This window comes from Streptomyces sp. 11-1-2 (genome assembly GCF_003595545.1).
GTDB classification, from domain to species: Bacteria; Actinomycetota; Actinomycetes; order Streptomycetales; family Streptomycetaceae; genus Streptomyces; species Streptomyces hygroscopicus_B.
Genome location: NZ_CP022545.1, coordinates 8,544,791 through 8,567,543 on the forward strand (window position 1 = coordinate 8,544,791; position 22,753 = coordinate 8,567,543).

At 72.1% G+C, this 22,753-nt stretch carries 16 protein-coding genes; 12 read left to right on the top strand and 4 right to left on the bottom strand.

Annotation, left to right across the window (positions count from 1 at the left end):
• The first annotated feature begins 267 nt into the window (after positions 1-267).
• From CGL27_RS36710 to CGL27_RS36755, 10 genes are all read left to right on the top strand, one after another.
• A complete protein-coding gene (locus tag CGL27_RS36710; RefSeq protein WP_240450757.1) occupies positions 268-2,712 on the top strand; it encodes a carbohydrate-binding protein in 2,445 nt (814 codons plus the stop codon).
• 86 nt (positions 2,713-2,798) lie between these two features.
• Entirely contained in the window at positions 2,799-4,286 is a 1,488-nt protein-coding gene (locus tag CGL27_RS36715; protein ID WP_205587808.1) for a ThuA domain-containing protein, read from the top strand.
• A 382-nt stretch (positions 4,287-4,668) separates the two neighbouring features.
• Positions 4,669-5,811 (top strand): inositol-3-phosphate synthase, encoded by a 1,143-nt coding sequence (locus CGL27_RS36720; RefSeq protein WP_119992019.1) that lies wholly within the window; start codon positions 4,669-4,671, stop codon positions 5,809-5,811.
• Positions 5,808-7,397: an SCO3242 family prenyltransferase gene (locus CGL27_RS36725; RefSeq protein ID WP_119992020.1), complete on the top strand. Its 1,590-nt coding sequence runs from the start codon at positions 5,808-5,810 to the stop codon at positions 7,395-7,397. The genes CGL27_RS36720 and CGL27_RS36725 overlap by 4 nt, the downstream gene beginning before the upstream one ends.
• The gene (locus tag CGL27_RS36730; RefSeq protein ID WP_119992021.1) at positions 7,394-8,278 is read left to right on the top strand and encodes a sugar phosphate isomerase/epimerase family protein; all 885 of its coding nucleotides are present in this window, start codon (positions 7,394-7,396) and stop codon (positions 8,276-8,278) included. Before CGL27_RS36725 ends, CGL27_RS36730 begins: the two co-directional genes overlap by 4 nt.
• Positions 8,279-8,514: 236 nt before the next feature.
• Positions 8,515-9,258, top strand: coding sequence for an EboA domain-containing protein (locus CGL27_RS36735; protein ID WP_205587957.1), 744 nt, complete (start codon positions 8,515-8,517; stop codon positions 9,256-9,258).
• Positions 9,258-10,145: a TatD family hydrolase gene (locus tag CGL27_RS36740; RefSeq protein ID WP_119992022.1), complete on the top strand. Its 888-nt coding sequence runs from the start codon at positions 9,258-9,260 to the stop codon at positions 10,143-10,145. The genes CGL27_RS36735 and CGL27_RS36740 overlap by 1 nt, the downstream gene beginning before the upstream one ends.
• A gap of 10 nt (positions 10,146-10,155) precedes the next feature.
• Complete coding sequence (gene eboE / locus CGL27_RS36745) at positions 10,156-11,334, top strand: metabolite traffic protein EboE (RefSeq protein ID WP_119992023.1); 1,179 nt, start codon at positions 10,156-10,158, stop codon at positions 11,332-11,334.
• Positions 11,331-12,764: a nucleotide pyrophosphatase/phosphodiesterase family protein gene (locus tag CGL27_RS36750; RefSeq protein ID WP_119992024.1), complete on the top strand. Its 1,434-nt coding sequence runs from the start codon at positions 11,331-11,333 to the stop codon at positions 12,762-12,764. The genes eboE and CGL27_RS36750 overlap by 4 nt, the downstream gene beginning before the upstream one ends.
• Positions 12,761-13,813: a sugar phosphate isomerase/epimerase gene (locus CGL27_RS36755; protein WP_119992025.1), complete on the top strand. Its 1,053-nt coding sequence runs from the start codon at positions 12,761-12,763 to the stop codon at positions 13,811-13,813. The genes CGL27_RS36750 and CGL27_RS36755 overlap by 4 nt, the downstream gene beginning before the upstream one ends.
• 22 nt (positions 13,814-13,835) lie before the next feature.
• Here the strand turns inward: CGL27_RS36755 and CGL27_RS36760 are convergent, their stop codons facing one another.
• The 4 genes from CGL27_RS36760 to CGL27_RS36775 all read right to left on the bottom strand — a co-directional run bounded on the left by CGL27_RS36760 (position 13,836) and on the right by CGL27_RS36775 (position 20,417).
• Positions 13,836-15,227 carry an OFA family MFS transporter gene (locus tag CGL27_RS36760; protein WP_119992026.1) on the bottom strand — a complete coding sequence of 464 codons (1,392 nt, stop codon included), beginning with the start codon at positions 15,225-15,227 and terminating at the stop codon, positions 13,836-13,838.
• 76 nt (positions 15,228-15,303) lie between these two features.
• On the bottom strand, positions 15,304-17,439 hold the full coding sequence (locus CGL27_RS36765; protein WP_078640183.1) for an acetate--CoA ligase family protein: 2,136 nt from the start codon (positions 17,437-17,439) through the stop codon (positions 15,304-15,306).
• A gap of 2 nt (positions 17,440-17,441) precedes the next feature.
• Positions 17,442-18,689 carry a formyl-CoA transferase gene (gene frc / locus CGL27_RS36770; protein WP_119992027.1) on the bottom strand — a complete coding sequence of 416 codons (1,248 nt, stop codon included), beginning with the start codon at positions 18,687-18,689 and terminating at the stop codon, positions 17,442-17,444.
• A 12-nt stretch (positions 18,690-18,701) separates the two neighbouring features.
• Positions 18,702-20,417, bottom strand: a complete 1,716-nt coding sequence (locus tag CGL27_RS36775; protein WP_119992028.1) for a thiamine pyrophosphate-binding protein — start codon at positions 20,415-20,417, stop codon at positions 18,702-18,704.
• A 191-nt stretch (positions 20,418-20,608) separates the two neighbouring features.
• Here CGL27_RS36775 and sucC point away from each other — a divergent pair, with 191 nt between their 5' ends.
• Complete coding sequence (gene sucC, locus CGL27_RS36780; protein ID WP_119992029.1) at positions 20,609-21,733, top strand: ADP-forming succinate--CoA ligase subunit beta; 1,125 nt, start codon at positions 20,609-20,611, stop codon at positions 21,731-21,733.
• 12 nt (positions 21,734-21,745) lie between these two features.
• Positions 21,746-22,642 (top strand): succinate--CoA ligase subunit alpha, encoded by an 897-nt coding sequence (sucD, locus tag CGL27_RS36785; RefSeq protein WP_119992030.1) that lies wholly within the window; start codon positions 21,746-21,748, stop codon positions 22,640-22,642.
• The last annotated feature ends 111 nt before the right edge of the window (positions 22,643-22,753 follow it).

The following is a 22,753-nucleotide window of genomic DNA, read 5'->3' on the forward strand; positions in this document are numbered from 1 at the left end:
CGAGGACCCGCCCCAAGGGCCCCTGGGTGGGGGCCCGCACACCGTGCCCCCACCCAGCTTTGTCCTGCCCGTGGATGAAGCAGGGGCTACTTTGTGTCAAAGGGGTTTCCGGACCGGACAAACACCGCTACGGTCCTTGAGATGTACCGGTCACATAGGGGCCCCTCGCCCCGGACCGGTCATCCCGGCGCGACGGCGCGCGCCTGTGCCAGTCACGGCGGCCTGACGGCCCGCCCGTACACCCCCCTCTTTCCACGGAGGATCAGCGTGCACAGGAAAAGGCTTCGACTGCGCGGGCCCCTCGCGCTCGTCACGAGCGCACTGCTCGTCGGCGCGGGGCTCGCGCTCACCGCTCCGCCGGCGGGCGCGGATCAACCGGCCCCGGCCGCCGCGGAGTTCCAGCATGTCACCCTCGCCAAGGGCGTGGAGGAGACCGGCGAGCCCATGACGCTCGCCGTGCTCCCCGACCGCTCCGTGCTGCACACCTCGCGCGATGGCACCCTGTGGCTGACCGATGCCACGGGCGAGACCAAGGTGTCCGGCAAGCTGCCGGTCTACTCGCACGACGAAGAAGGGCTCCAGGGCGTCGGCATCGACCCCGGCTTCGCCGACAACCGCGCCATCTACCTCTACTTCGCGCCCCCGCTCGACACCCCCGCCGGTGACGCGCCCACCCAGGGCACGGCCGCCGACTTCGCCAAGTTCGATGGCGTCAACCGGCTCTCCCGCTTCACTCTCAACGCCGACGGGACCCTGAACACCGGCAGTGAGAAGAAGGTCCTCGACGTGCCCGCGAACCGTGGCATCTGCTGCCACGTCGGCGGGGACATCGACTTCGACGCCGACGGCAACCTGTACCTGTCCACCGGCGACGACACCAACCCCTTCGAGTCCGACGGCTTCACCCCCATCGACGAGCGGGACAACCGCAATCCCGCCTTCGACGCCCGGCGCTCCGCGGGCAACAGCAACGATCTGCGCGGCAAGGTCCTCCGCATCAAGGTGGCCGACGACGGCTCGTACACCATTCCGGATGGCAACCTCTTCGCGCCCGGCACCGAGAAGACCCGGCCCGAGATCTACGCGATGGGCTTCCGCAACCCCTTCCGGATCAGTGTCGACAAGCCGACCGGCACGGTCTACGTCGGTGACTACGGACCGGACGCCGGCGCCGCCAACCCCGAGCGCGGACCCGGCGGCGCCGTCGAGTTCGCCCGGGTGACCAAGCCCGGCAACTACGGCTGGCCGTACTGCATCGCCGACAACAAGCCGTACCGTGACTACGACTTCGCCACCGGCACCTCCGGACCGGCCTTCGACTGCGCCGCGCCCAAGAACACCTCGCGGTACAACACCGGGCTCACCGATCTGCCGCCCGCCCAGCCCGCCTGGATCCCGTACGACAACGACTCCGTGCCCGAGTTCGGCTCCGGCTCCGAATCGCCGATGGCCGGGCCGGTCTACCGCTATGACGCCTCGCTCGACTCCCCGGTGAAGTTCCCCGAGTCGTACAACGGGAACTTCTTCGCGGGGGAGTTCGGCCGCCAGTGGATCAAGCGAATCGAGCAGGGCGCCGACGGGGCCGTGCAGAAGATCAACGACTTCCCGTGGTCCGGCACCCAGGTCATGGACTCGGCCTTCGGGCCGGACGGCGCGCTGTACGTCCTCGACTACGGCCTCGGCTACTTCAACGGGGACGAGCACTCCGCGCTCTACCGGATCGAGAACGCCACCGACGGCCACTCGCCCATCGCCGAGGCGAGCGCCGACCGCACCTCCGGCAAGGCGCCCATGAAGGTCGCCTTCTCCTCGGCGGGCACTTCGGACGCCGACGGCGACACCCTCGCCTACAACTGGGACTTCGGCGACGGCACGACGTCCGCCGCCACCAACCCAACCCACACCTACAAGAAGAACGGCACCTTCACCGCGACCCTCACCGTCAAGGACCCCACCGGTCGCACCGCCAGCGCCAATGTCCACCTCACGGTGGGCAACACCGCGCCCAAGGTGACGCTGCAACTGCCCGCCGACGGCCAGCTCTTCAGCTTCGGCGACGAGGTCCCGTTCAAGGTCAAGGTGACCGACCCGGAGGACGGGACCGTCGACTGCGCCAAGGTCAAGGTCACCTACATCCTCGGCCATGACAGCCACGGCCACCCCGTCACCACGGCCAACGGTTGCTCCGGCACCATCAAGACCAACGCGGACGGGGAGCACGACCCCAACGCCAACATCTTCGGGGTCTTCGACGCCGAGTACACCGACGGCGGCGGGGGCGGCCAGCCGCCGCTGACCACCCATGACCAGTCCATCGTCCAGCCCAAGCACCGGCAGGCCGAGCACTACGACGACAGCCAGGGCGTCTCGGTGATCAACCACACCCCGGCCAACGGCGGCAGGACGGTCGGCAACATCGAGAACGGGGACTGGATCTCCTTCACCCCGTATGTGCTGGGCAACGCCAAGGACTTCACCGCACGGGTCTCCTCGGCGGGCGCCGGTGGCACGCTGGAGATCCACAGCGGCTCCCCGACCGGACGGCTGCTCGGCACCGTCACCGTGCCGGTGACCGGCGACTGGGAGACCTTCCAGGACGTCAAGACGACGCTGAAGAAACCCCCGACCGGTACCACCACGCTGTCCCTCGTCTTCAAGGGCGGTGCGGGAGCGCTCTTCGACGTGGACGACTTCACGATCGGCACCGGCTGACGAGCGAGGCGCTGACGCGCTGACGACCGGGGCCGGGGGCGGCCGTGCGCGGCCGCCCCCGGCCCGGAGGAAGGAGCACGACGGTTATGCACCCGCACTCTTCTCCGCACTCCAGACCCGACTCCGGCTCGGGGGCCCCTTCCGGGCCCGGGCCCGAGCCCGCCTTCGGGCGGGGCGCCGAGCCCGCATCCGGGCGCCGCTCCGGATCCCGGCGAGGGGCGCGCCTCGCCGCCGTCGGGGCCGCGCTGCTGCTCGCCCTGACGGCCCTGCCCGCCGCCGCGTCCGGGGCCGCCACCTCGGCCGCCGCCGACGACCGGGTCCTGGTCTTCTCCAAGACGGCCGGCTTCCGCCATGACTCGATCCCCGACGGGGTCGCCGCCATCAAGGAACTCGGCGCGCAAAGCGGCTTCGCCGTGGACGCCACCGAGGACGGCGCCGCCTTCACCCCCGACAACCTCGCCCGCTACGACGCCGTCGTCTTCCTCTCCACGACCGGCGACGTCCTGGACGCCGCCCAGCAGTCCGCGTTCGAGGGCTATGTGCGGGCGGGCGGCGGCTACGCCGGCGTCCACGCGGCCGCCGACACCGAATACGACTGGCCCTTCTACGAGGGCCTGGCCGGGGCGTACTTCCAGTCCCACCCCGCGATCCAGCAGGCCACCGTGAACGTCGAGGACCGGGCCAACCCCGCGACCGCGCATCTCGCGCCGACGTGGGAGCGGACGGATGAGTGGTACAACTACCGCACCAACCCGAGGGAACGGGTGCGGGTCCTCGCCACCCTCGACGAATCCTCGTACCAGGGCGGCGCGATGGGCGAGGACCACCCCATCTCGTGGTGCCAGGAGTACCGGGGCGGACGCGCCTTCTACACCGGCTTCGGCCACACCAAGGAGTCCTACGCCGACCCCGCCTTCCGGCAGCACCTGCTCGGCGGCATCCGCTACGCCACCGGCGCCGCCCACGCCGACTGCCGCCCCGAGCAGGGCTACCGCCCGCTCTTCGACGGCACCTCGACGGACGGCTGGAAGCAGGCGGGCCCCGGCGGCTTCACCCTCGACACCGTGTCCGGGACCCTCACCTCCACGGGCGGCATGGGCATGCTCTGGTACCAGGCGCGCGAGCTGCACGGGTACTCGCTCAAGCTGGACTGGAAGATGGCGGGCGACGACAACTCCGGCGTCTTCGTCGGCTTCCCGGCCTCCGACGACCCCTGGTCGGCGGTCAACAACGGCTACGAGGTGCAGATCGACGCCACGGACACCCCCGATCACACCACCGGCTCGGTCTACGGCTTCCAGTCCGCGGATCTCGCCAAGCGGGACGCGGCGCTGAACCCGCCGGGGGAGTGGAACACGTACGAGATCCGTGTGCAGGGCGAGCGGCTGCGGATCTGGCTCAACGGGATGAAGATCAACGACTTCACCAACCAGGACCCGGCGCGCAGCCTGCGGCAGGGCTACGTCGGCATCCAGAACCACGGGGAGGGGGACGAGGTCGCCTTCCGCGACATCCGGATCAAGGACCTGCCGGCGAAGGGCGGCGGCCACCAGCAGCACCACCACGACGGCTAGCCGCCCCCGGTTCGCCGTCCCGACGGCCCGAGGGGAGCCGTGGGGGCGGCGTGGCGGCGGGCAGGAGTACGCCGCCTCCTTCCCGCCGCCACCTCAACCACCCACCCGGGGGCAGGCTCCGGGGCCCACCCGCCCCGGCTCCGGCTCTCGGGCCGGCGTCTGTCCCGGGGCCCGTCCCGTTCCCGGCCGCCCCGGGGCCCGGGCGGACCCGGGACTTCGCGGGGAGTTCCCGACCGCACGAGGGGCTCCGCGCCCCGACCCACCCGACCCCGACACCCGTACGACACGAGCGAACCGGCGCCGCCCACGTACCGCCGCCGCGAACGCGGATTCGCGGCACCCGAACCACATGCGCAACCCACGCCCACCCGGGAGGCAGCCAGTGACCACCCGCCCCGACGACATCACCCCACCCCGCGACGCACCCCGTACGGGGGTCTGGCTCATCGGCGCTCGCGGCTCCGTCGCCACCACCGCCGTGGCGGGCTGTGCCGCCGTCGCCGGAGGGTTGCAGCCGGCGACCGGAATGGTCACCGAGACCGCGCCGTTCGCGGACACCGGCCTTCCCGCACTCGCCGACCTCGTCTTCGGCGGCCATGACACCGCCATCACCCCACTGCCCAAGCGGGCCGAGGCGCTGGCCGCCGACGGGGTGCTGCCGCACGGGCTGCCCGCTGCCGTACGCGCCGAACTCGCCGCCGCCGACGCGGCCGTCCGCCCCGGCGGGCCACAGCCCGGCGACGGCCGCGGTGAGGAGGAACTGATCGCGGCCTTCGCGGCCGACCTCACCGACTTCCTCCGTACGCACGGGCTGGCCCGCGCCGTCGTCGTCAACGTCGCCTCCACCGAAGCGGCTCCGGAGGACACCGGGACCCTGCCGCCCAGCTCCCTCTACGCCGCCGCCGCGCTGCGCGCCGGATGCCCATACGTCAACTTCACCCCCTCCACCGGCATTCACCACCCCCGGTTGCGCGAGCGCGCCGAGCGCTCCGGACTGCCGTACGCGGGGCGCGACGGCAAGACCGGGCAGACGCTGCTGCGGTCCGTTCTCGCGCCGATGTTCGCCCAGCGGGCGCTGGCCGTACGGAGCTGGTCCGGTACGAACCTCCTCGGCGGCGGCGACGGCGCCGCCCTCGCCGACCCGGGCGCAGCGGCGGCCAAGAACGCCGGGAAGGCGCGGGTCCTCTCCGACACCCTCGGCGAACTCCCCGACGGTGAGCTGCACATCGACAACGTGCCCGCGCTCGGCGACTGGAAGACCGCTTGGGACCACGTCGCCTTCGAGGGCTTTCTCGGCTCCCGGATGGTTCTGCAGACCATCTGGCAGGGCTGCGACTCGGCCCTCGCCGCACCGCTCGTCCTCGACCTGGCCCGGCTGACCGCCCGCGTCCATGAGGTGGGCCTCGCCGGGCCGCTCCCCGAACTCGGCTTCTACTTCAAGGACCCGGACGGCGGCCCGGCCGCCCTCGCCGACCAGTACGCGGCGCTGCTCGGCCTCGCCGGGCGGCTGCGGGGCCGCTCATGACGCGGGCGGCGGGGGAGCGTGGGGACTGGGGGAACTGGGGCGACTGGGCCGAACTGCTCCGGGTCTCGGCCCTGTTCACCGTGCCCGGTGACGCCCTGGCGGGCGCGGCCGCGGCCCGGTGCGGCCCCAACCGGGGCACGGCGCTCGCGGTCTGCGCGTCGCTGTGCCTGTACGAGGCGGGCATGGCGCTCAACGACTGGGCGGACCGGGACATCGACGCCGTGGAACGCCCCGGCCGCCCGCTGCCGTCGGGCCGTATCGCCCCGGGCGCCGCGCTGACCGCCGCGACCGGGCTGACCGCCGCCGGGCTGCTCTGCGCCGCCGCCGCGGGCCGCCCGGCCCTCGCCACGGCGACGGCCCTGGCGGGCACGGTGTGGGCATACGACCTGGGGCTGAAGAACACCCCCGCGGGCCCGCCCGCCATGGCCGCCGCCCGCGCGCTGGACCTCCTCCTCGGCGCCACCGCCTCCGCCCCCGCCGCCCTGCGCTCCGCCCTGCCCCCGGCCGCCCTCCTGGGCGCCCACACCCTCGCGGTGACCACGGTCTCCCGCCGGGAGGCCGTCGGCGGCTCCTCGGCGGCCCCTCTCGGGGCCCTCGCGGCGGGCATGGCAATAGCCTGGGCCGCCACCAGACGCCCGACCCGCCCCGCCACCGCGACCGGTCGGACACCGGGTCGCGGCCTCGAAACGGGCAGCCCCGCGGTGGCCAAGCCCGCCGAAGCGGGCCACCGTGTGCCGCTCGCGGCCGCGAATGGCGCCACCATGCCGAGCCGCCGCGGCACTCCGGCAGGTGACCCGGCCACCGGTGGCGCCGCTGCGGCCCTCGCGAGGGAGCTCTCCCGCGCGGGCCTACGCCGCGGTGGTCCGGCTCGGCGACTCGCCGGGGCCCTGGCCGCCCCGGCTTCTTCGGGCCAGGGCAACCGCCCTGGTCGGCGGTGGGTCCCTTGGCGCGCCGTGGCACAGGCGGGCCGAGTCCCTGCCGTGGGCGCGGCGCTCGGCGGTCGGACCACCTCGGGGCCCGGTCCGGTGGTCGGTGGCGCCGTGGGCCGGGGCCCGGCCCACGGGTGGAGCCGGAGCGCGGCGGCCATGGTCCGGGCGGCCGCCTCGGCCAGGACCGCCGTGCCCAGCCCGGCGGCCGTCGTCCAGGGAACCACGGCCGCCGTTACCCACGAGTTCGCGCGGGGCAAGGGCGCGCGGGCAGGGCGCGGCAGTCCGGCGAGGCGGCTCGTTACGGCGGCCACCGGTGGCGGTCCGCCGGGCGGGCCGCGTGCCGGGGCAGGGTTGCCCCGGAGCATCGCCGTGGCCGGGGCGGCGGCCCATCGTGAGCGTCCGGGCAGCCGCTTCGCGGCCGTCGCCGGGGTCGTGCTCGCCGGGGGCTATGTGGCCACGGTCGCCCGGCCGTTGGCGCATGCCGCGCTCAACCCCTCCCCGTACTTCCTCCAGCGTGCCGTCGGCAGCGGCATCCGCGCGATGATCCCGCTTCAGGCCGTGCTCGCCTCCCGTGCCGGGGCGCACCGGACGGCGGCGGGGTTGCTCGCGCTGATGCCCGTCGCCCGACGGCTGTCGAGAAAGGTCAGCGCGACATGAGCCGCCCCCGCCCGGAATCCCTGCGCTTCGCCTACGGCACCAACGGTCTGACCGACCTCCGCCTGACCGACGCCCTCGCCCTGCTCGCCGACCTCGGCTACGACGGCGTCTCGCTGACCCTCGACCATATGCATCTCGACCCGCTCGCCCCCGACCTCGCCTCCCGCACCCGCCGCGTCGCCCGCGACCTCGAGCGGCTCGGCCTCGGCGTCGCGATCGAGACCGGCGCCCGGTACGTTCTCGACGCCCGGCGCAAGCACCACCCCACCCTGCTCGACCCGGACCCCGAGGCCCGTGGCGCCCGTGTCGATCTGCTGCTGCGGGCGGTGCGGGTGGCGGCCGACCTCGGGGCGCCGGCCGTGCACTGCTTCAGTGGGGTGCTGCCGCCCGGCGAGTCCGAAGAGACGGCGTGGCGGCGGTTCGCGGACGCCCTCGGGCCGGTGGTCGTCGCCGCCGAGGCGGCAGGGGTGGGCCTCGCGATCGAGCCGGAGCCGGGGCATCTCCTCGCCGACCTCGCCGGATTCCACCGGCTGCGTACGGCGCTCGGCGATCCGGCCGCGCTCGGCCTCACCCTCGACATCGGCCACTGCCAGTGCCTGGAGGCCGACCCGCCCGCCGAGTGCGTGCGTGCGGCGGCGCCCTGGGTGCGGCATGTGCAGATCGAGGACATGCGGCGCGGGGTGCACGAGCATCTGCCGTTCGGCGAGGGGGAGATCGACTTCCCGCCGGTCCTGGAGGCGCTGCGCGCCACGGGGTACCGGGGGCTCGTCGGCGTCGAGCTGCCCCGCCACTCCCACGCCGGACCCGAACTGGCCCGCACCTCCCTGCGCTTCCTCCAGGACGCCGAACGGGCCGCGATCGAGGGAGGCGTCCGATGCTGACCCCGACCGAGCTGCGCGCCGCCGTGGAGCGGCGGCTGGACGAGGCAGGGCGCGCCTGGCTGGACCGGGCCCTGACGGAGGCGGCGAAGGCCGGGCCCCAGACGGGCGATTCCGGCCCCGCCCGCTGGGAGCTGGACTTCGCCTCCGCGGGCCGCCACGCCCGGTCCACCGATGCCGGGGCGACCGGGAGAACACGGCACCCCGGAGGCACCCGGGACGCGCGTGAGGCCCGCGAGGTGTCGGGCACCCGCGAGGTCCCCGGTACCCGCGAGGCCGCGGGCACCCAGGAAGCCCGAGACGCCGGCGAGGCGCCGGCACGTCCGGAAGGCCCGGGGGCCCAGGACGACGCTCGGAGAGCCGAGCATGCCGGCCCTCCGGCCCCGGGACACGAGGCGCCCGTCGTCCCCACCGGCGGCTCGGCCGACCGCCGTAGGCTGACCGCCCCCGGCGACCCCACCCCCCACGACCTCCCCGACGCCGCCCGCATCCTGATCCTCCACGCCGCCGACGCGGACGCGCCGACCGCCGCGAGGCTGTACGCGCGGGGCACCGGTGCCGAGCGCCGCGCCGTGCTTCTCGCGCTGCCGCATCTCCGGCTCGACGCCTCGGACGCCGTCCCGCTCGTCGAGGACGCCCTGCGGACCAACGACACCCGGCTCGTGGCCGCCGCCGTCGGCCCGTACGCCGCCCGCCACCTCTCGCCGCACAGTTGGCGGCAGGCCGTGCTCAAGTGCCTGTTCACCGGCGTTCCGCTCACCGCCGTCGCCGAATGGGAGCGCCGGGCGCGCGGGGACGCCGAGCTGGCCCGCATGCTCACCGACTACGCCCGCGAGCGCACCGCCGCCGGCCGCCCCGTGCCCGCCGATCTCGACCGCGTACTGGCCCTGACGTGCCAAACAGCCGCGACGGCCCCAACAGCCGCGACGTCCCCGACAGCCGCGACGGCCCCCACCCGCGCCCTGACCCGCGAGGAGTCCTGATGCGCATCTTCGACCCGCACATCCATATGACCTCCCGCACCACCGACGACTACGAGGCCATGTACGCCGCGGGGGTGCGCGCCGTCGTCGAGCCGTCCTTCTGGCTCGGACAGCCGCGCACCTCGCCCGCCAGCTTCTACGACTACTTCGACTCCCTCCTCGGCTGGGAGCCGTTCCGGGCCGCCCAGCACGGCATCGCCCACCACTGCACCCTCGCGCTCAACCCCAAGGAGGCCAACGACCCGCGCTGCGCCCCCGTCCTGGACGAGCTGCCGCGTTATCTCGTCAAGGACGGCGTCGTGGCCGTGGGCGAGATCGGCTACGACTCGATGACCCCCGCCGAGGACACCGCCCTCGCCGCCCAGCTTCAGCTCGCCGCCGACCACGGCCTGCCCGCCCTCGTGCACACCCCGCACCGCGACAAGCTGGCCGGACTGCGCCGCACCCTCGACGTCGTAGGTGAGTCCGCGCTGCCCATGGACCGTGTCCTGGTCGACCACCTCAACGAGACCACCGTCAAGGAGGCCAAGGACAGCGGCTGCTGGCTGGGCTTCTCGGTCTATCCCGACACCAAGATGGACGAGGAGCGGATGGTCGCGATCCTGCGCGAGTACGGGCCCGAGCAGGTCCTGGTCAACTCCGCCGCCGACTGGGGGAGGAGCGATCCGCTCAAGACCCGCAAGGTCGGTGACCTGATGCGCGCCGAGGGCTTCGGCGCGGACGACGTCGACCAGGTGCTGTGGCGCAACCCGGTCGCGTTCTACGGGCTCAGCGGCCGCCTGGACCTCGACCTCGACAGCGAGGAGACCGAGGTCACCGCCACCCACGAGGGCAACTCCATCCTGCGCGGCGGCGGCGCCCCGGCCGCCGCGCCGACGGAACGGTGAGGAGGACACCATGCGCTTCCGCCACCCCGACGGCTCCACCGTCCACCTCGCCTACTGCACCAACGTCCACCCCGCCGAAGACCTCGACGGCGTCGTGGAGCAGCTCCGGCTGTACTGCGAACCGGTACGCCGCCGCCTGGGCCGCGACCGGCTCGGCATCGGCCTGTGGCTGGCCCGCGACGCCGCCCGCACCCTGAGCGCCGACCCCGCGGAACTCCGCAAGCTGCGCACCGCGCTGGACACCCGCGGCCTGGAAGTGGTCACCCTCAACGGCTTCCCGTACGAGGGGTTCGGCGCCCAAGAGGTCAAGTACCGCGTCTACAAGCCCGACTGGACCGATCCGGAGCGGCTGGAGCACACCACCCATCTGGCCCGGCTGCTGGCCGCGCTGCTCCCCGACGACATCGCCGACGGCTCCGTCTCCACCCTGCCGCTGGCCTGGCGCACCCCCTTCGACGCCGAACGGGCCCGCGCCGCCCGCCGCCACCTCACCACCCTCGCCCAGCGGCTCGACGCCATCCAGGAGCTCACCGGCCGCTCCGTCCGCATCGGCCTGGAGCCCGAGCCCGGCTGCACCGTCGAGACGACCGCGCAGGCCATCGAGGCGCTCACCGCGCCCGGCGGCCCGCCCCTGGACCGTATCGGCGTCTGCCTGGACACCTGCCATCTGGCGACGCAGTTCGAGGACCCGCACGCGGCCGTCGACGCGCTCACCGCCGCCGGGGTCCCGGTCGTCAAGGCGCAGCTCTCCGCCGCGCTGCACGCCGAGGAACCGGGGCAGCCCGGGGTGCGGGAGGCCCTCGCGGCCTTCGCCGAGCCCCGCTTCCTCCACCAGACCCGCACCCGGGCCCCCGAGGGCGGCGTCCACGGCACCGACGACCTCGACGAAGCGCTCGCGGGCGGGCTCGGCGACACCGCGCCCTGGCGGTCCCATTTCCATGTGCCGCTGCACGCCCCGCCCGAGCCCCCGCTCACCTCCACCCTCCCGGTGCTGGCCGACGCGCTCGCCCGGCTCGTCGGCGGGCCCGCCCCGCTGACCCGCCACCTCGAAGTGGAGACCTACACCTGGCAGGCGCTCCCGCCCGAGCTGCGCCCCCGCACCCGCGACCGGCTCGCCGACGGCATCGCCGCCGAACTCGCCCTCGCGCGAGACCTGTTGACCGACCTCGGCCTCAAGGAGCTGCCATGAGCGACGTGCGCGACACGAGCGCCGGGACCGGCGGCCCGACCCCCCTCCTCGTCCTCGACGTCGTCGGCCTCACCCCACGGCTGCTGGACCATATGCCGCGCCTCAAGGCCCTGGCCCACTCCGGCTCCCGCGCCGCGCTGGGCACCGTGCTGCCCGCCGTCACCTGCGCCGCCCAGTCGACGTTCCTCACCGGCACCACCCCCGCCGAACACGGCATCGTCGGCAACGGCTGGTACTTCCGCGAGATGGGCGAGGTGCTGCTGTGGCGGCAGCACAACGGCCTAGTAGGCGGCGACAAGCTGTGGGACGCCGCCCGCCGCGCCCACCCCGGCTACACGGTGGCCAACATCTGCTGGTGGTACGCGATGGGCTCGGACACCGACATCACCGTCACCCCGCGCCCCGTCTACTACGCCGACGGCCGCAAGGAGCCGGACTGCTACACCCGGCCCCCCGCGCTGCACGACGAACTCACCGCGGAGCTGGGCACCTTCCCACTCTTCCACTTCTGGGGGCCGGGCGCCGATCTGGTCTCCTCGCGGTGGATCATCGACGCCACCCGCCACATCCTGCGGACCAGCCCCACCGATCTGGTGCTGACCTACCTTCCGCATCTGGACTACGACCTTCAGCGGTACGGCCCCGACGATCCCCGCTCCCACACCGCCGCCACCGAACTCGACACCGCCCTCGGCCCGCTGCTCGACGATGCCACCGCCCGCGGCCGTACCGTCGTGGCGCTGTCCGAGTACGGCATCACCCGGGTCTCGCGGCCCGTGGACATCAACCGGGCGCTGCGCCGCGCCGGGCTGCTGGAGGTGCACACCCAGGACGGCATGGAGTATCTGGACCCCGGCGCCTCCAGGGCCTTCGCGGTCGCCGACCACCAGCTCGCCCATGTGTATGTGCGCCGCGCCGAGGACCTGGACGCCACCCGCGCCGCCCTGGCCGGTCTGCCCGGGATCGCCGAACTCCTCGACGACGAGGGGAAGAAGGCCCACGGCCTGGACCATCCCCGCTCCGGGGAGCTGGTCGCGGTGGCCGCGCCGGACGCCTGGTTCACGTACTACTACTGGCTCGACGACGCCCGCGCCCCCGACTTCGCCCAGCTCGTGGAGATCCACCGCAAGCCCGGCTATGACCCGGCCGAGCTGTTCATGGACCCCAAGGACCCCTATGTGCGGGTGCGGGCCGCCACCGCGCTGGCCCGCAAGAAGACCGGGATGCGCTACCGCATGGCCGTCGTCCCGCTTGATCCGTCCCCGGTGCGCGGCAGCCATGGCCGCCTGCCGGACCGCGAGGAGGACGGGCCCGTCCTCCTCTGCTCCCAGCCGGGCGTCGTGGACGGCCAGGTGGCCGCCACCGACGTCAAAACCCTGCTCCTCCGCCTCGCCGGCCTGATGAACGCAACTGAAGGAGACACCCCGTGAAGAGGGCTCAGGAACACCCCGAACTCGCCGAGACGCTCCGCCGCCGCAGATTCCTCGGCGTCGCCGCGGGTGCCACGGCCGCCACCCTGGTCGGAACGGCCACCGCCACCGCCGCCCAGAGCGGCACCTCGGCCCAGAGCGACACCTCGGCCCAGAGGGGCCGGGGCGGCCCGCTGGTGCCCCGCGGCCACCTCGGCATCCAGCTCTACACCCTCCGCGACCAGGTGCAGTCCATCGGCTTCGCCCAGGTCTTCAAGGAGCTGGCCCGGTACGGCTACGACCAGGTGGAGTTCGCCGGATACACCCAGGGCACGGGCGACATCACCCTCAAGCAGCTCACGCGGCTGATGCGGGACCACGGGCTGCGCGGTATCGGCAGCCACGTCGGCTACTACTCCGACGACCCGAAGGCGTACAGCTTCGCCACCAACCTCACCCAGGTGCTGGATGACGCCGAGGCGCTGGGCCTGCAGCATGTGGGCACCGCCTCCGGGCCCTGGCGCTACGGCTCCACGGTCGACGGCTGGAAGCGCTGTGCGGAGGAGTTCAACACCTACGGCGCGGCGGCCAAGGCGCGCGGAATGAAGTTCTACCAGCACAACCACGCCGAGGAGTTCTCCTTCGCCACCGACCGGCCGGACGTCCGCCTCTACGACGTGCTGCTCGCCGAGACCGACCCCGAGCTGGTCCATCTGGAGATGGACATCTACTGGGCGTATGTGGCCCAGTACCGCTTCGGCAAGAAGGCGGACGGCTCCCCGGCGCCCTTCGAGCCGCTCGACTACGTCCTGCGGGCCCCGCACCGCTATCCGCTCTTCCACGTCAAGGACGGGGAACACGACGAAACCGCCACCGACGGCTACCGGATGGTGGACGTCGGTGACGGTGACATCGACTACCGCCGCTTCCTGACCGCGGTCGGCAGGACCCATGGCGGCCGTCGCGACCACCACTGGATCGTGGAGCACGACCAGCCCGCCGATTCGCTCACCACCGCCCGCCGCTCCGCCCGCTATCTGCGGTCACTGCGGTGCGGCGGACGGGGCTGAGCGAGGGCCCCTCGGGGCGGAGCTAGACGGCCTCTCGGCTGATCGGCTGCGGGTTCGGGGCGATGCCCCGGACCCGTGGCCGACCTGGTTGCCGCAGCAGCAGGGCCACCGCGGCCGCCAGCATGGAGATGCCTCCGGCCAGCGCGTACGCCCCGTCGTAGCCCCAGGAGTCCACCACCATCGAACCCAGGCCGCCGCCGAACAGCCCGCTGATCAGCTTTCCGCTGTACACCAGGCCGTAGTTGGTGGCGTTGTAGTTCTCCCCGAAGTAGTCCGGGGTCAGCGCCGCGAACATCGGGTAGAAGGCGCCGCCGCCGAATCCGGAGAGGAAGGCGAAGAAGAGGAACAGCACCTCGTTGTGGATGTTGCCGGCCCAGATCACCCCGAACTGGGCGAGGCCCAGCACCACGATGACGAACACCAGGGTCGACTTGCGTCCCCACAGGTCCGAGAGCCAGCCGACCACCCCGCGTCCGACACCGTTGATGACGGACATGATGCCCATGGACGAGGCCGCCACCAGTGGGCCGAAGCCCACCTCCTTGGCGTAGTCGACCTGGAAGGAGATGCCGAAGATGGACACCCCGGCGGTGAGCACCAGGGACACCCACATCAGCGGCAGCATCCCGGTCCTGATGGCCTCCTTGGGCGTGTACTGCCGCGATGCCGGCGGGTTCTTCGCCAGACTCGCCGCGCTCTTGGCGTTGCCGCCGTAGCTCAGCGGGTCGATGTCGGCGGGCCACCAGTTCTTCGGCGGATCCTTGAAGAACCAGGCGCAGATCGCCACGGCGATCAGCACATAGACCCCGATGAGGTCCAGGACCTCGTCGAAGTTACCCGTGTCGAACCAGTAGTTGAAGATGAAGATGAACGGCAGCGCGCCGTAGGCGAACCCTCCGTTGACGAACCCCGTCTTCGCCCCGCGCCGCTCCGGGAACCACTTGCCCACCATATTGATGCAGGTGGCGTAGACGAATCCGGAGCCGAGCCCGCCGATGACGCCGAATCCGACGATGGCGGCGAAAACGTTGTCCAGGTGGGCGAGGGCCACGAACCCGATCAGACACAGCCCCGACCCCAGGAACATCGCCGCGCGGGCGGTCAGGATCCCCTTCTCCCGCAGCCACCCGGCCGGGAAGGCGATCCCCGCCTGGAAGAACACCCAGACGCTCAGGATCCAGAAGGTGTTGCTCTGGGTCCAGCCGTGCGCCTCCGAGAGCGTGTCCTCGGCCGAGCCGTACGCGTACTCGGACACGCTGATGGCCATCATCGCGATCCACGGCAGATAGACCATCAGCTTCCGGCTGTGGCCCAGGATGTCGCGGTCCGTCTCACCGATGCGATACGTGCGTCCCTTGCTGTCCTGCACTTCACGGAAGGGGAGGGCCCCCTCCGGTCGTTCTGCTGTGCTCATGTCGTCCCCTTGGCTTCGAAGGAACCCGGCCAGCGCCCCCTGTCCAAACTCTTCGTGCTCCGGGAATCGTGGTGGCTCAGGTGAGCAGCCCCGCTGACCTGGCCCAGCGGTACTTGGCACCCAGGACGGCCACCGGCTTCTCGGTGGTGTACGGATAAGCCACGACCCCGTGCTCGAAGAGGTAGGCGCACGCCTCCTCGACCTCGGTGTCGCCCGCGAGCGAGGCCACCACCGGTTTGGCGATGCCCCGGGCGCGGAACTCCTCGACGACCCGCGCGGTCAGCTCGGCGAACACCATCGGCGGGGTGACGATGGTGTGCCAGTAGCCCAGGACCAGCGAGTGGATCCGCGGATCCTCCAGGCCCAGCCGGATGGTCGCCTCGTAGGTGGACGGCGGTTCGCCGCCGGTGATGTCCACCGGGTTCCCGGCCGCGCCGAACGGCGGGATGAAGCGGCGGAACGCGGCGTCCAGGTCGTCCGGGATCTCCATCAGCGACAGCCCGTTGTCGACGATCGCGTCCGACAGCAGCACCCCCGAGCCCCCGGCGCCGGTGATGATGACGACGTTGTCACCCTGTGGTGTGGGCAGCACGGGCAGCGCCCGCGCGTACTCCAGCATCTCGTTCAGGCCCGGCGCCCGGATCACCCCGGCCTGCCGCAGGATGTCGTCGTAGACCGCGTCGTCCCCGGCCAGCGCGCCGGTGTGGGAGCCGGCCGCCCTGGCGCCGGCCGCCGTACGGCCCGCCTTGAGCACCACCACGGGCTTCCTGGGCACCGTGGCCCGCGCCGCCTCGACGAAGGCCCGGCCGTCCTTGAGGTCCTCCAGATGCATCGCGATGCACTGGGTACGGTCGTCCTCACCGAACCAGGTGAGGAGGTCGTCCTCGTCCACGTCCGACTTGTTGCCGAGCCCGACGATCGCCGAGACCCCGGTCTTGGTCGTCCGGGCGAAGCCGAGGATCGCCATCCCGATGCCACCGGACTGCGAGGTGAGCGCCACCGGCCCCTTGACGTCGTACGGGGTGCAGAAGGTGGCGCACAGGTCCTGCCAGGTGGAGTAGTAGCCGTAGATGTTGGGCCCCAGCACCCGCACCCCGTACTCCTCGGCGATCTCCACGATCCGCCGCTGCAACTCGTGTTCACCGGTCTCGGCGAAGCCGGACGGGATCAGCACGGCGTTCGGGATGCCCTTGCGGCCGACCTCCTCCAGCGCGGCGGGCACGAACTTCGCGGGGATCGCGAAGACCGCCACATCCACCTCGCCGGGGACGTCCGTGACGCTCTTGTACGCCTTGCGGCCCAGGATGTCGTCGGCCTTGGGGTTCACCGGGTGGATCTCCCCGGGGAAGCCGCCGTCGATGAGGTTGCGCATCACCGAATTGCCGATCTTGCCCTGCTCGTTGGAGGCGCCCACCACCGCCACCGAGCGCGGCTGCATCAGCCGGCGCATCGCGCTCAGGATCTCCTCGCGCGAGTAGCGGCGGCGCTCCTGCGGGGCGGGGTCCCCGATCAGCAGCCGCACATCGGCGGCGAGCACCCCGCTCGCGGTGGCGAACACCGGGTTGAGATCGACCTCCGTGATCTCCGGGAAGTCCGCCACCAGCCGGGAGACCCGCACGATCAGATCGGCGAGCGCCCCGCGGTCCACCGCCTGGCCGCCGCGCACCCCGCGCAGCACCTCGGCGGCGCGGATCCCGTCCAGCATCGACAGCGCCTCGTCCTCGGTCGCCGGGGCCAGCCGGAAGGTGATGTCCTTGAGCACCTCCACCAGCACCCCGCCGAGGCCGAACGCCACGACCTTGCCGAAGGTGGGATCGGTGACCGCGCCGACGATGACCTCCTGCCCGCCGTCCGGGACCATCTGCTGCACCTGGACGCCCTGGATCCGGGCCTTGGGGTCGTAGGAGCGGGCGTTGTCGACGATCGCGGTGAATGCGCCCCGCACCTCGGCGCAGGAGGCCAGCCCCACCCGGACCCCGCCCGCGTCGGTCTTGTGCAGGATGTCCGGGGACACGATCTTGAGGACGACCGGGAAGCCGATCCGGTCGGCCAGCGACACCGCCTCGTCGACGGTCTCCGCCAGCCCCTCGGCCGGGGTCGGGATGCCATAGGCGTCGGTGATCCGCTTCCCTTCGGGAGCGGTCAGCGCCGTGCGCCCCTCGGCGCGGGCGGCGTCCAGCACCGCGCGCACGGCATCGTTGTCATACGTCACCGTCAGATCACTCCGTCCGTTTTGAGCAGCCGCACTTCCTCGTCGCCGAGTCCCAGCTCCCCGACGTACACCTCTTCGTTGTGCTCACCCAGCAGCGGGGAGCGCTCGACCTGGACCGGGGAGTCGGAGAGCTTCAGCGGGGAGCCGACCGTGGTGAAGGGGCCGCGCTCGGGGTGGTCGACCTCGACGATCATCTCGTTGGCCGCGAGCGAGGCGTCCTCGACGATCTCCTTGGTGGACAGGATCGGCCCGCACGGGATGTTGTGGGCCGTGAGCTGCTCCAGCACCTCCCACTTGGGCAGGGTGCTGGACCACTCCTCGATCAGCTGGAACATCTTGGCCAGCTTCGGCAGCCGCGACTCGGGCGAGGCCCACTCCGGGTCCTCGGCCAGCTCGGGGCGGCCGATGAGCCGGGTGATGGGCTCCCAGCCGACCGGCTGCACGATGACGTAGACGTAGTCGTTGGGCCCGCCGGGCGCGCATTTGACCGCCCAGCCGGGCTGGCCGCCACCGCTGGCGTTGCCGCTGCGCGGCACCTCGTCGCCGAAGTCCTCATTCGGGTACTCGGCGAGCGGTCCGTGCGTCAGCCGCTGCTGGTCGCGCAGCTTGACCCGGCACAGGTTGAGCACCGCGTGCTGCATCGCCACATTGACCCGCTGGCCGCGCCCGGTGTGGGTGCGCTGGTAGAGCGCGGCGAGGATGCCCGCCACGCAGTGCACCCCGGTGCCGGAGTCGCCGATCTGGGCGCCGGTGGCCAGCGGTGGGCCGTCCTCGAAGCCGGTCGTGGACATCGACCCGCCCATGGCCTGCGCGACCACCTCGTACGCCTTGAACTTGGTGTACGGGCCCTCGCCGAACCCCTTGATCGAGGCATAGACCAGCCGCGGATTGATCTCCTGGATGCGCTCCCAGGAGAACCCCATGCGGTCCACGGCGCCCGGACCGAAGTTCTCCACCAGCACATCGCTGCGGCGGATCAGCTCGGTCAGGATCTCCTTGCCGCGCTCGGACTTGGTGTTGAGGGTGATGCTCCGCTTGTTGCAGTTGAGCATCGTGAAGTAGAGCGAGTCCACATCGGGGAGGTCCCGCAACTGCTTGCGGGTGATGTCCCCGGTGGTGTTCTCCAGCTTGATCACATCCGCGCCGAGCCAGGCGAGCAGCTGGGTGGCGGAGGGACCGGACTGCACATGCGTCATGTCGAGGACGCGGATGCCCGTCAGAGCTTGATTGGCCTCAAGAGCCTGGGACATGGTGGCGGCTCCCTACTTGTACATGGTCTGGTTCATGGTTCCGGGGGCGTACGCGTCCGGGTCCACCCAGACGTTGATCAGCGACGGCTTGCCGGACTCCCGGGCGCGCCGCAGCGCCGGGCCGATGTCCGCCGGGTCGCGGACCTCCTCGCCGTGGCCGCCGAGCATCCGCGCGAACTGGTCGTAGGGCACATCGCCGAGGGTGTTGCCGATCCGCTCGCGCTCCTCGCCGTACTTGGCCTTCTGGCCGTAACGGATCTGGTTCATCGAGGAGTTGTTGCCGACGATGCCGACGAACGGCAGGTCGAAGCGGACCAGCGTCTCGAAGTCCCAGCCGGTCAGGGAGAACGCGCCGTCGCCGAAGAGCGCCACCACCTCCTTGTCGGGGCGGGCCTGCTTGGCGGCCATCACGAACGGCACGCCGACGCCGAGCGTCCCCAGCGGCCCCGGGTCCATCCAGTGACCGGGTGACTTGGGCTGGACGACCTGACCGGAGAAGGTGACGATGTCGCCGCCGTCGCCGATGTAGATCGAGTCCTCGGTGAGGAAGTCGTTGATCTCGCTGACCAGGCGGTAGGGATGGATGGGGGAGGCGTCGGACCGGAGGTTGGGCAGCCGCTTCTCGATCGCCTTCTGCTCGGCGGCGCGCAGCTCGTCCAGCCACTCCTTGCGCTTGCCCGCGCCCCCATTGCTGTGCCTTATGGGGGGAAGCCCCCCAAACCCCCCTTGGCCGGAAGCGGCCTGGGTGACGGCCGAGAGCACCAGCCCCGCGTCGCCCACGATGCCGAGGTCGATGTCCCGGTTCTTGCCCACCGTGCGGTAGTCGAGGTCGATCTGGACCACGGTGGCGTCGGGGGAGAGCCGCTTGCCGTAGCCCATCCGGAAGTCGAAGGGCGTGCCGACGATGACGATGAGGTCTGCGTTGGAGAAGGCGTAGCGGCGGGAGAGCTGGAAGTGGTGCGGATCGCCGGGCGGCAGTGTGCCGCGCCCCGCGCCGTTCATGTACGCGGGCACATTGAGCGTGCGTACCAGCTCGATGGCCGAGTCGGTGGCGCGGGTGGTCCACACCTGGCTGCCCAGCAGGATCGCGGGCTTCTCGGCCTGGACCAGCAGATCGGCCAGCTTCTGGACGGCCTCGGGGTCGCCGGCGCTGCGGGTGGATGCGCGGTAGTGCCCGGCCTGGGGGACGCGAGCCTTGTCCACCGGCACCTTGGCGTCCAGCACATCGCGCGGGATCTCCAGGAAGGAGGGCCCGGGGGCGCCGTGGAAGCACTCGCGGAAGGCCATGGAGACCATGTCGGCGGCGCGGGCGGTGTCCGGAACGGTGGCGGCGAACTTGGTGATCGGCGCCATCATGTCGACGTGCGGAAGGTCCTGGAGGGATCCCATCTTGTGCTGGTTGTGGGCGCCCTGGCCGCCGATGAGCAGCATGGGTGACTCGGCGCGGAAGGCGTTGGCGACGCCGGTGACCGCGTCGGTGGTGCCGGGACCGGCGGTGACGACGGCGCAGCCGGGCTTGCCGGTGATCCGGGCGTAGCCGTCGGCGGCGTGGGCGGCGACCTGTTCATGGCGTACGTCGATGACGTCGATGCCCTCGTCGACGCAGCCGTCGTAGATGTCGATGATGTGGCCGCCGCAGAGGGTGTAGATGACCTCGACGCCCTCTGCCTTGAGTGCTTTGGCGACCAAGTGCCCGCCGGAGATGACGTCCTGGCTGTCGTCGGGCATGGCGAATCGCGTCCCTTCGTAGGGGTCGGTGCGTGCCTCGCGGATGGATCCGTGGATTGCATACAGTCGACGTTATCCTGTATGAACTTTGTTATCCCATCATCGGCCGAGCGATGTCCAGGGGGCGTGCGCCACTCGTTCGATCCAGCGCTGGATCAAGCGCTGTTGACCGGTCATCAGGGGAGCTGGCAATGGACCTGTACGAACACCAGGCACGGGAACTCCTCCAAGAGAACGGCGTATTGGTGCCGCGAGCCGAGGTCGTGGACACGGCCGAAGCCGCCCGCGCCGCCGCCGAGCGGCTCGGCGGCCGCGTCGTCATCAAGGCCCAGGTGAAAACCGGCGGCCGGGGCAAGGCGGGCGGGGTGAAGCTCGCCGACGACCCGGCGGCGGCCGAGCAGACCGCACGCCGGATCCTCGGCATGGACATCAAGGGCCACACCGTCCACCGGGTGATGGTCGCCGAACCGGTCGAGGTGGAACGGGAGATGTACCTCGGCTTCACCCTGGACCGGGCCGCGGGCCGCTTTGCGGCCATCGCCTCCGCCGAGGGCGGTATGGAGATCGAGGAGGTCGCGGCGCGCCGCCCCGAGGCGGTGGCCCGGATCGCGATCGATCCGGCCGAGGGGGTGACCGAGGCGAAGGCCGCCGAGATCTCCGTCGCCGGGGGACTGCCACGGGAGACGGCCGGGACCATCCGCCGGCTGTGGACCGTCCTGACCGCGCACGACGCCCTCCTGGTCGAGGTCAACCCGCTGGTGGTGACCCGGGACGGCGCGATCGTGGCCCTGGACGGAAAGGTCACCCTGGACGACAACGCCCGCTTCCGGCAGCCGTCATGGGACGACTCCGGCGACCGCGCCCGGGACCCGCTGGAGGCCCGCGCCGAGGCCGCTGGGCTCGGCTACGTCAAACTGGACGGCCAGGTGGGCGTCATCGGCAACGGCGCGGGCCTGGTGATGTCCACCCTGGACGTCGTCGCGGGCTGCGGCGCCCGCCCCGCCGACTTCCTCGACATCGGCGGCGGCGCCTCGGCGCAGGTGATGGCCGACGGGCTGTCCCTCGTCCTCGACGACCCGGAGGTGCGCTCCGTCCTGGTCAACGTCTTCGGCGGCATCACCGCCTGCGACGCGGTGGCCGACGGCATCGTGCGCGCCCTGGACACCGTCCCCCTCACCAAACCGCTGGTCGTCCGGCTCGACGGCAACAACGCCGCACGTGGCCGGGCCATCCTTGGCCAATTGGCTCATCCACTCGTCCACCAGGCCGACACCATGGACGGCGCCGCCGCACGCGCCGCCGAACTCGCCGCGTAGGGGGCGCACATCATGGCCATCTTCCTCACCAAGGACAGCAAGGTCATCGTCCAGGGCATGACGGGCGCGGAAGGCGTGAAGCACACCCTGCGGATGCTCGCCGCCGGCACCGACGTGGTCGGCGGCGTCAATCCGCGCAAGGCCGGGACCCGGGTCGACATCGACGGCCGTACGGTGCCCGTCTTCGGCTCCGTACGCGAGGCCATGGACGTCACCGGCGCCGATGTGAGCGTCCTGTTCGTCCCGCCGCCCCATGCCAAGGCCGCCGTCACCGAGGCCGCCGACGCCCGGATCCCGCTCGCCGTCGTCATCACCGAGGGCATCCCGGTCCATGACGCGGTCGCCTTCCAGGCGTACGCCCGGGCCCGCGCCACCAGGATCATCGGCCCCAACTGCCCCGGGCTGATCTCCCCGGGCCAGTCCAACGCCGGCATCATCCCCGCCGACATCACCAAACCGGGCCGGATCGGGCTGGTCTCCAAGTCCGGCACCCTCACCTACCAACTGATGTACGAGCTGCGCGACATCGGCTTCTCCACCTGCGTGGGCATCGGCGGCGACCCGGTCATCGGCACCACCCACATCGACGCCCTGGCCGCCTTCGAGGCCGACCCCGACACCGACCTCATCGTGATGATCGGGGAGATCGGCGGCGACGCGGAGGAGCGCGCCGCGCGGTACATCGCCGACCATGTCACCAAGCCGGTCGTCGGCTATATCGCCGGATTCACCGCCCCCGAGGGCCGCACCATGGGCCACGCGGGCGCCATCGTCTCCGGCTCCTCGGGTACCGCCGCGGCCAAGAAGGCGGCGCTGGAGGCGGCGGGCGTGCGCGTAGGAGCGACCCCCACGGAGACCGCCGGGCTGGTGGTGGCCCTGCTGGCCGAATCACCCGGCAGCGCCGCGTGAGCTGAGCCGTACCCGATCCGCGAACCGGTCACCGTCACGCTCCGTACCGCCGCCTTCCTCTCCGAACGGCCACCCGCCACGCACAGCCACGACACGTACGTGACGGGTGTC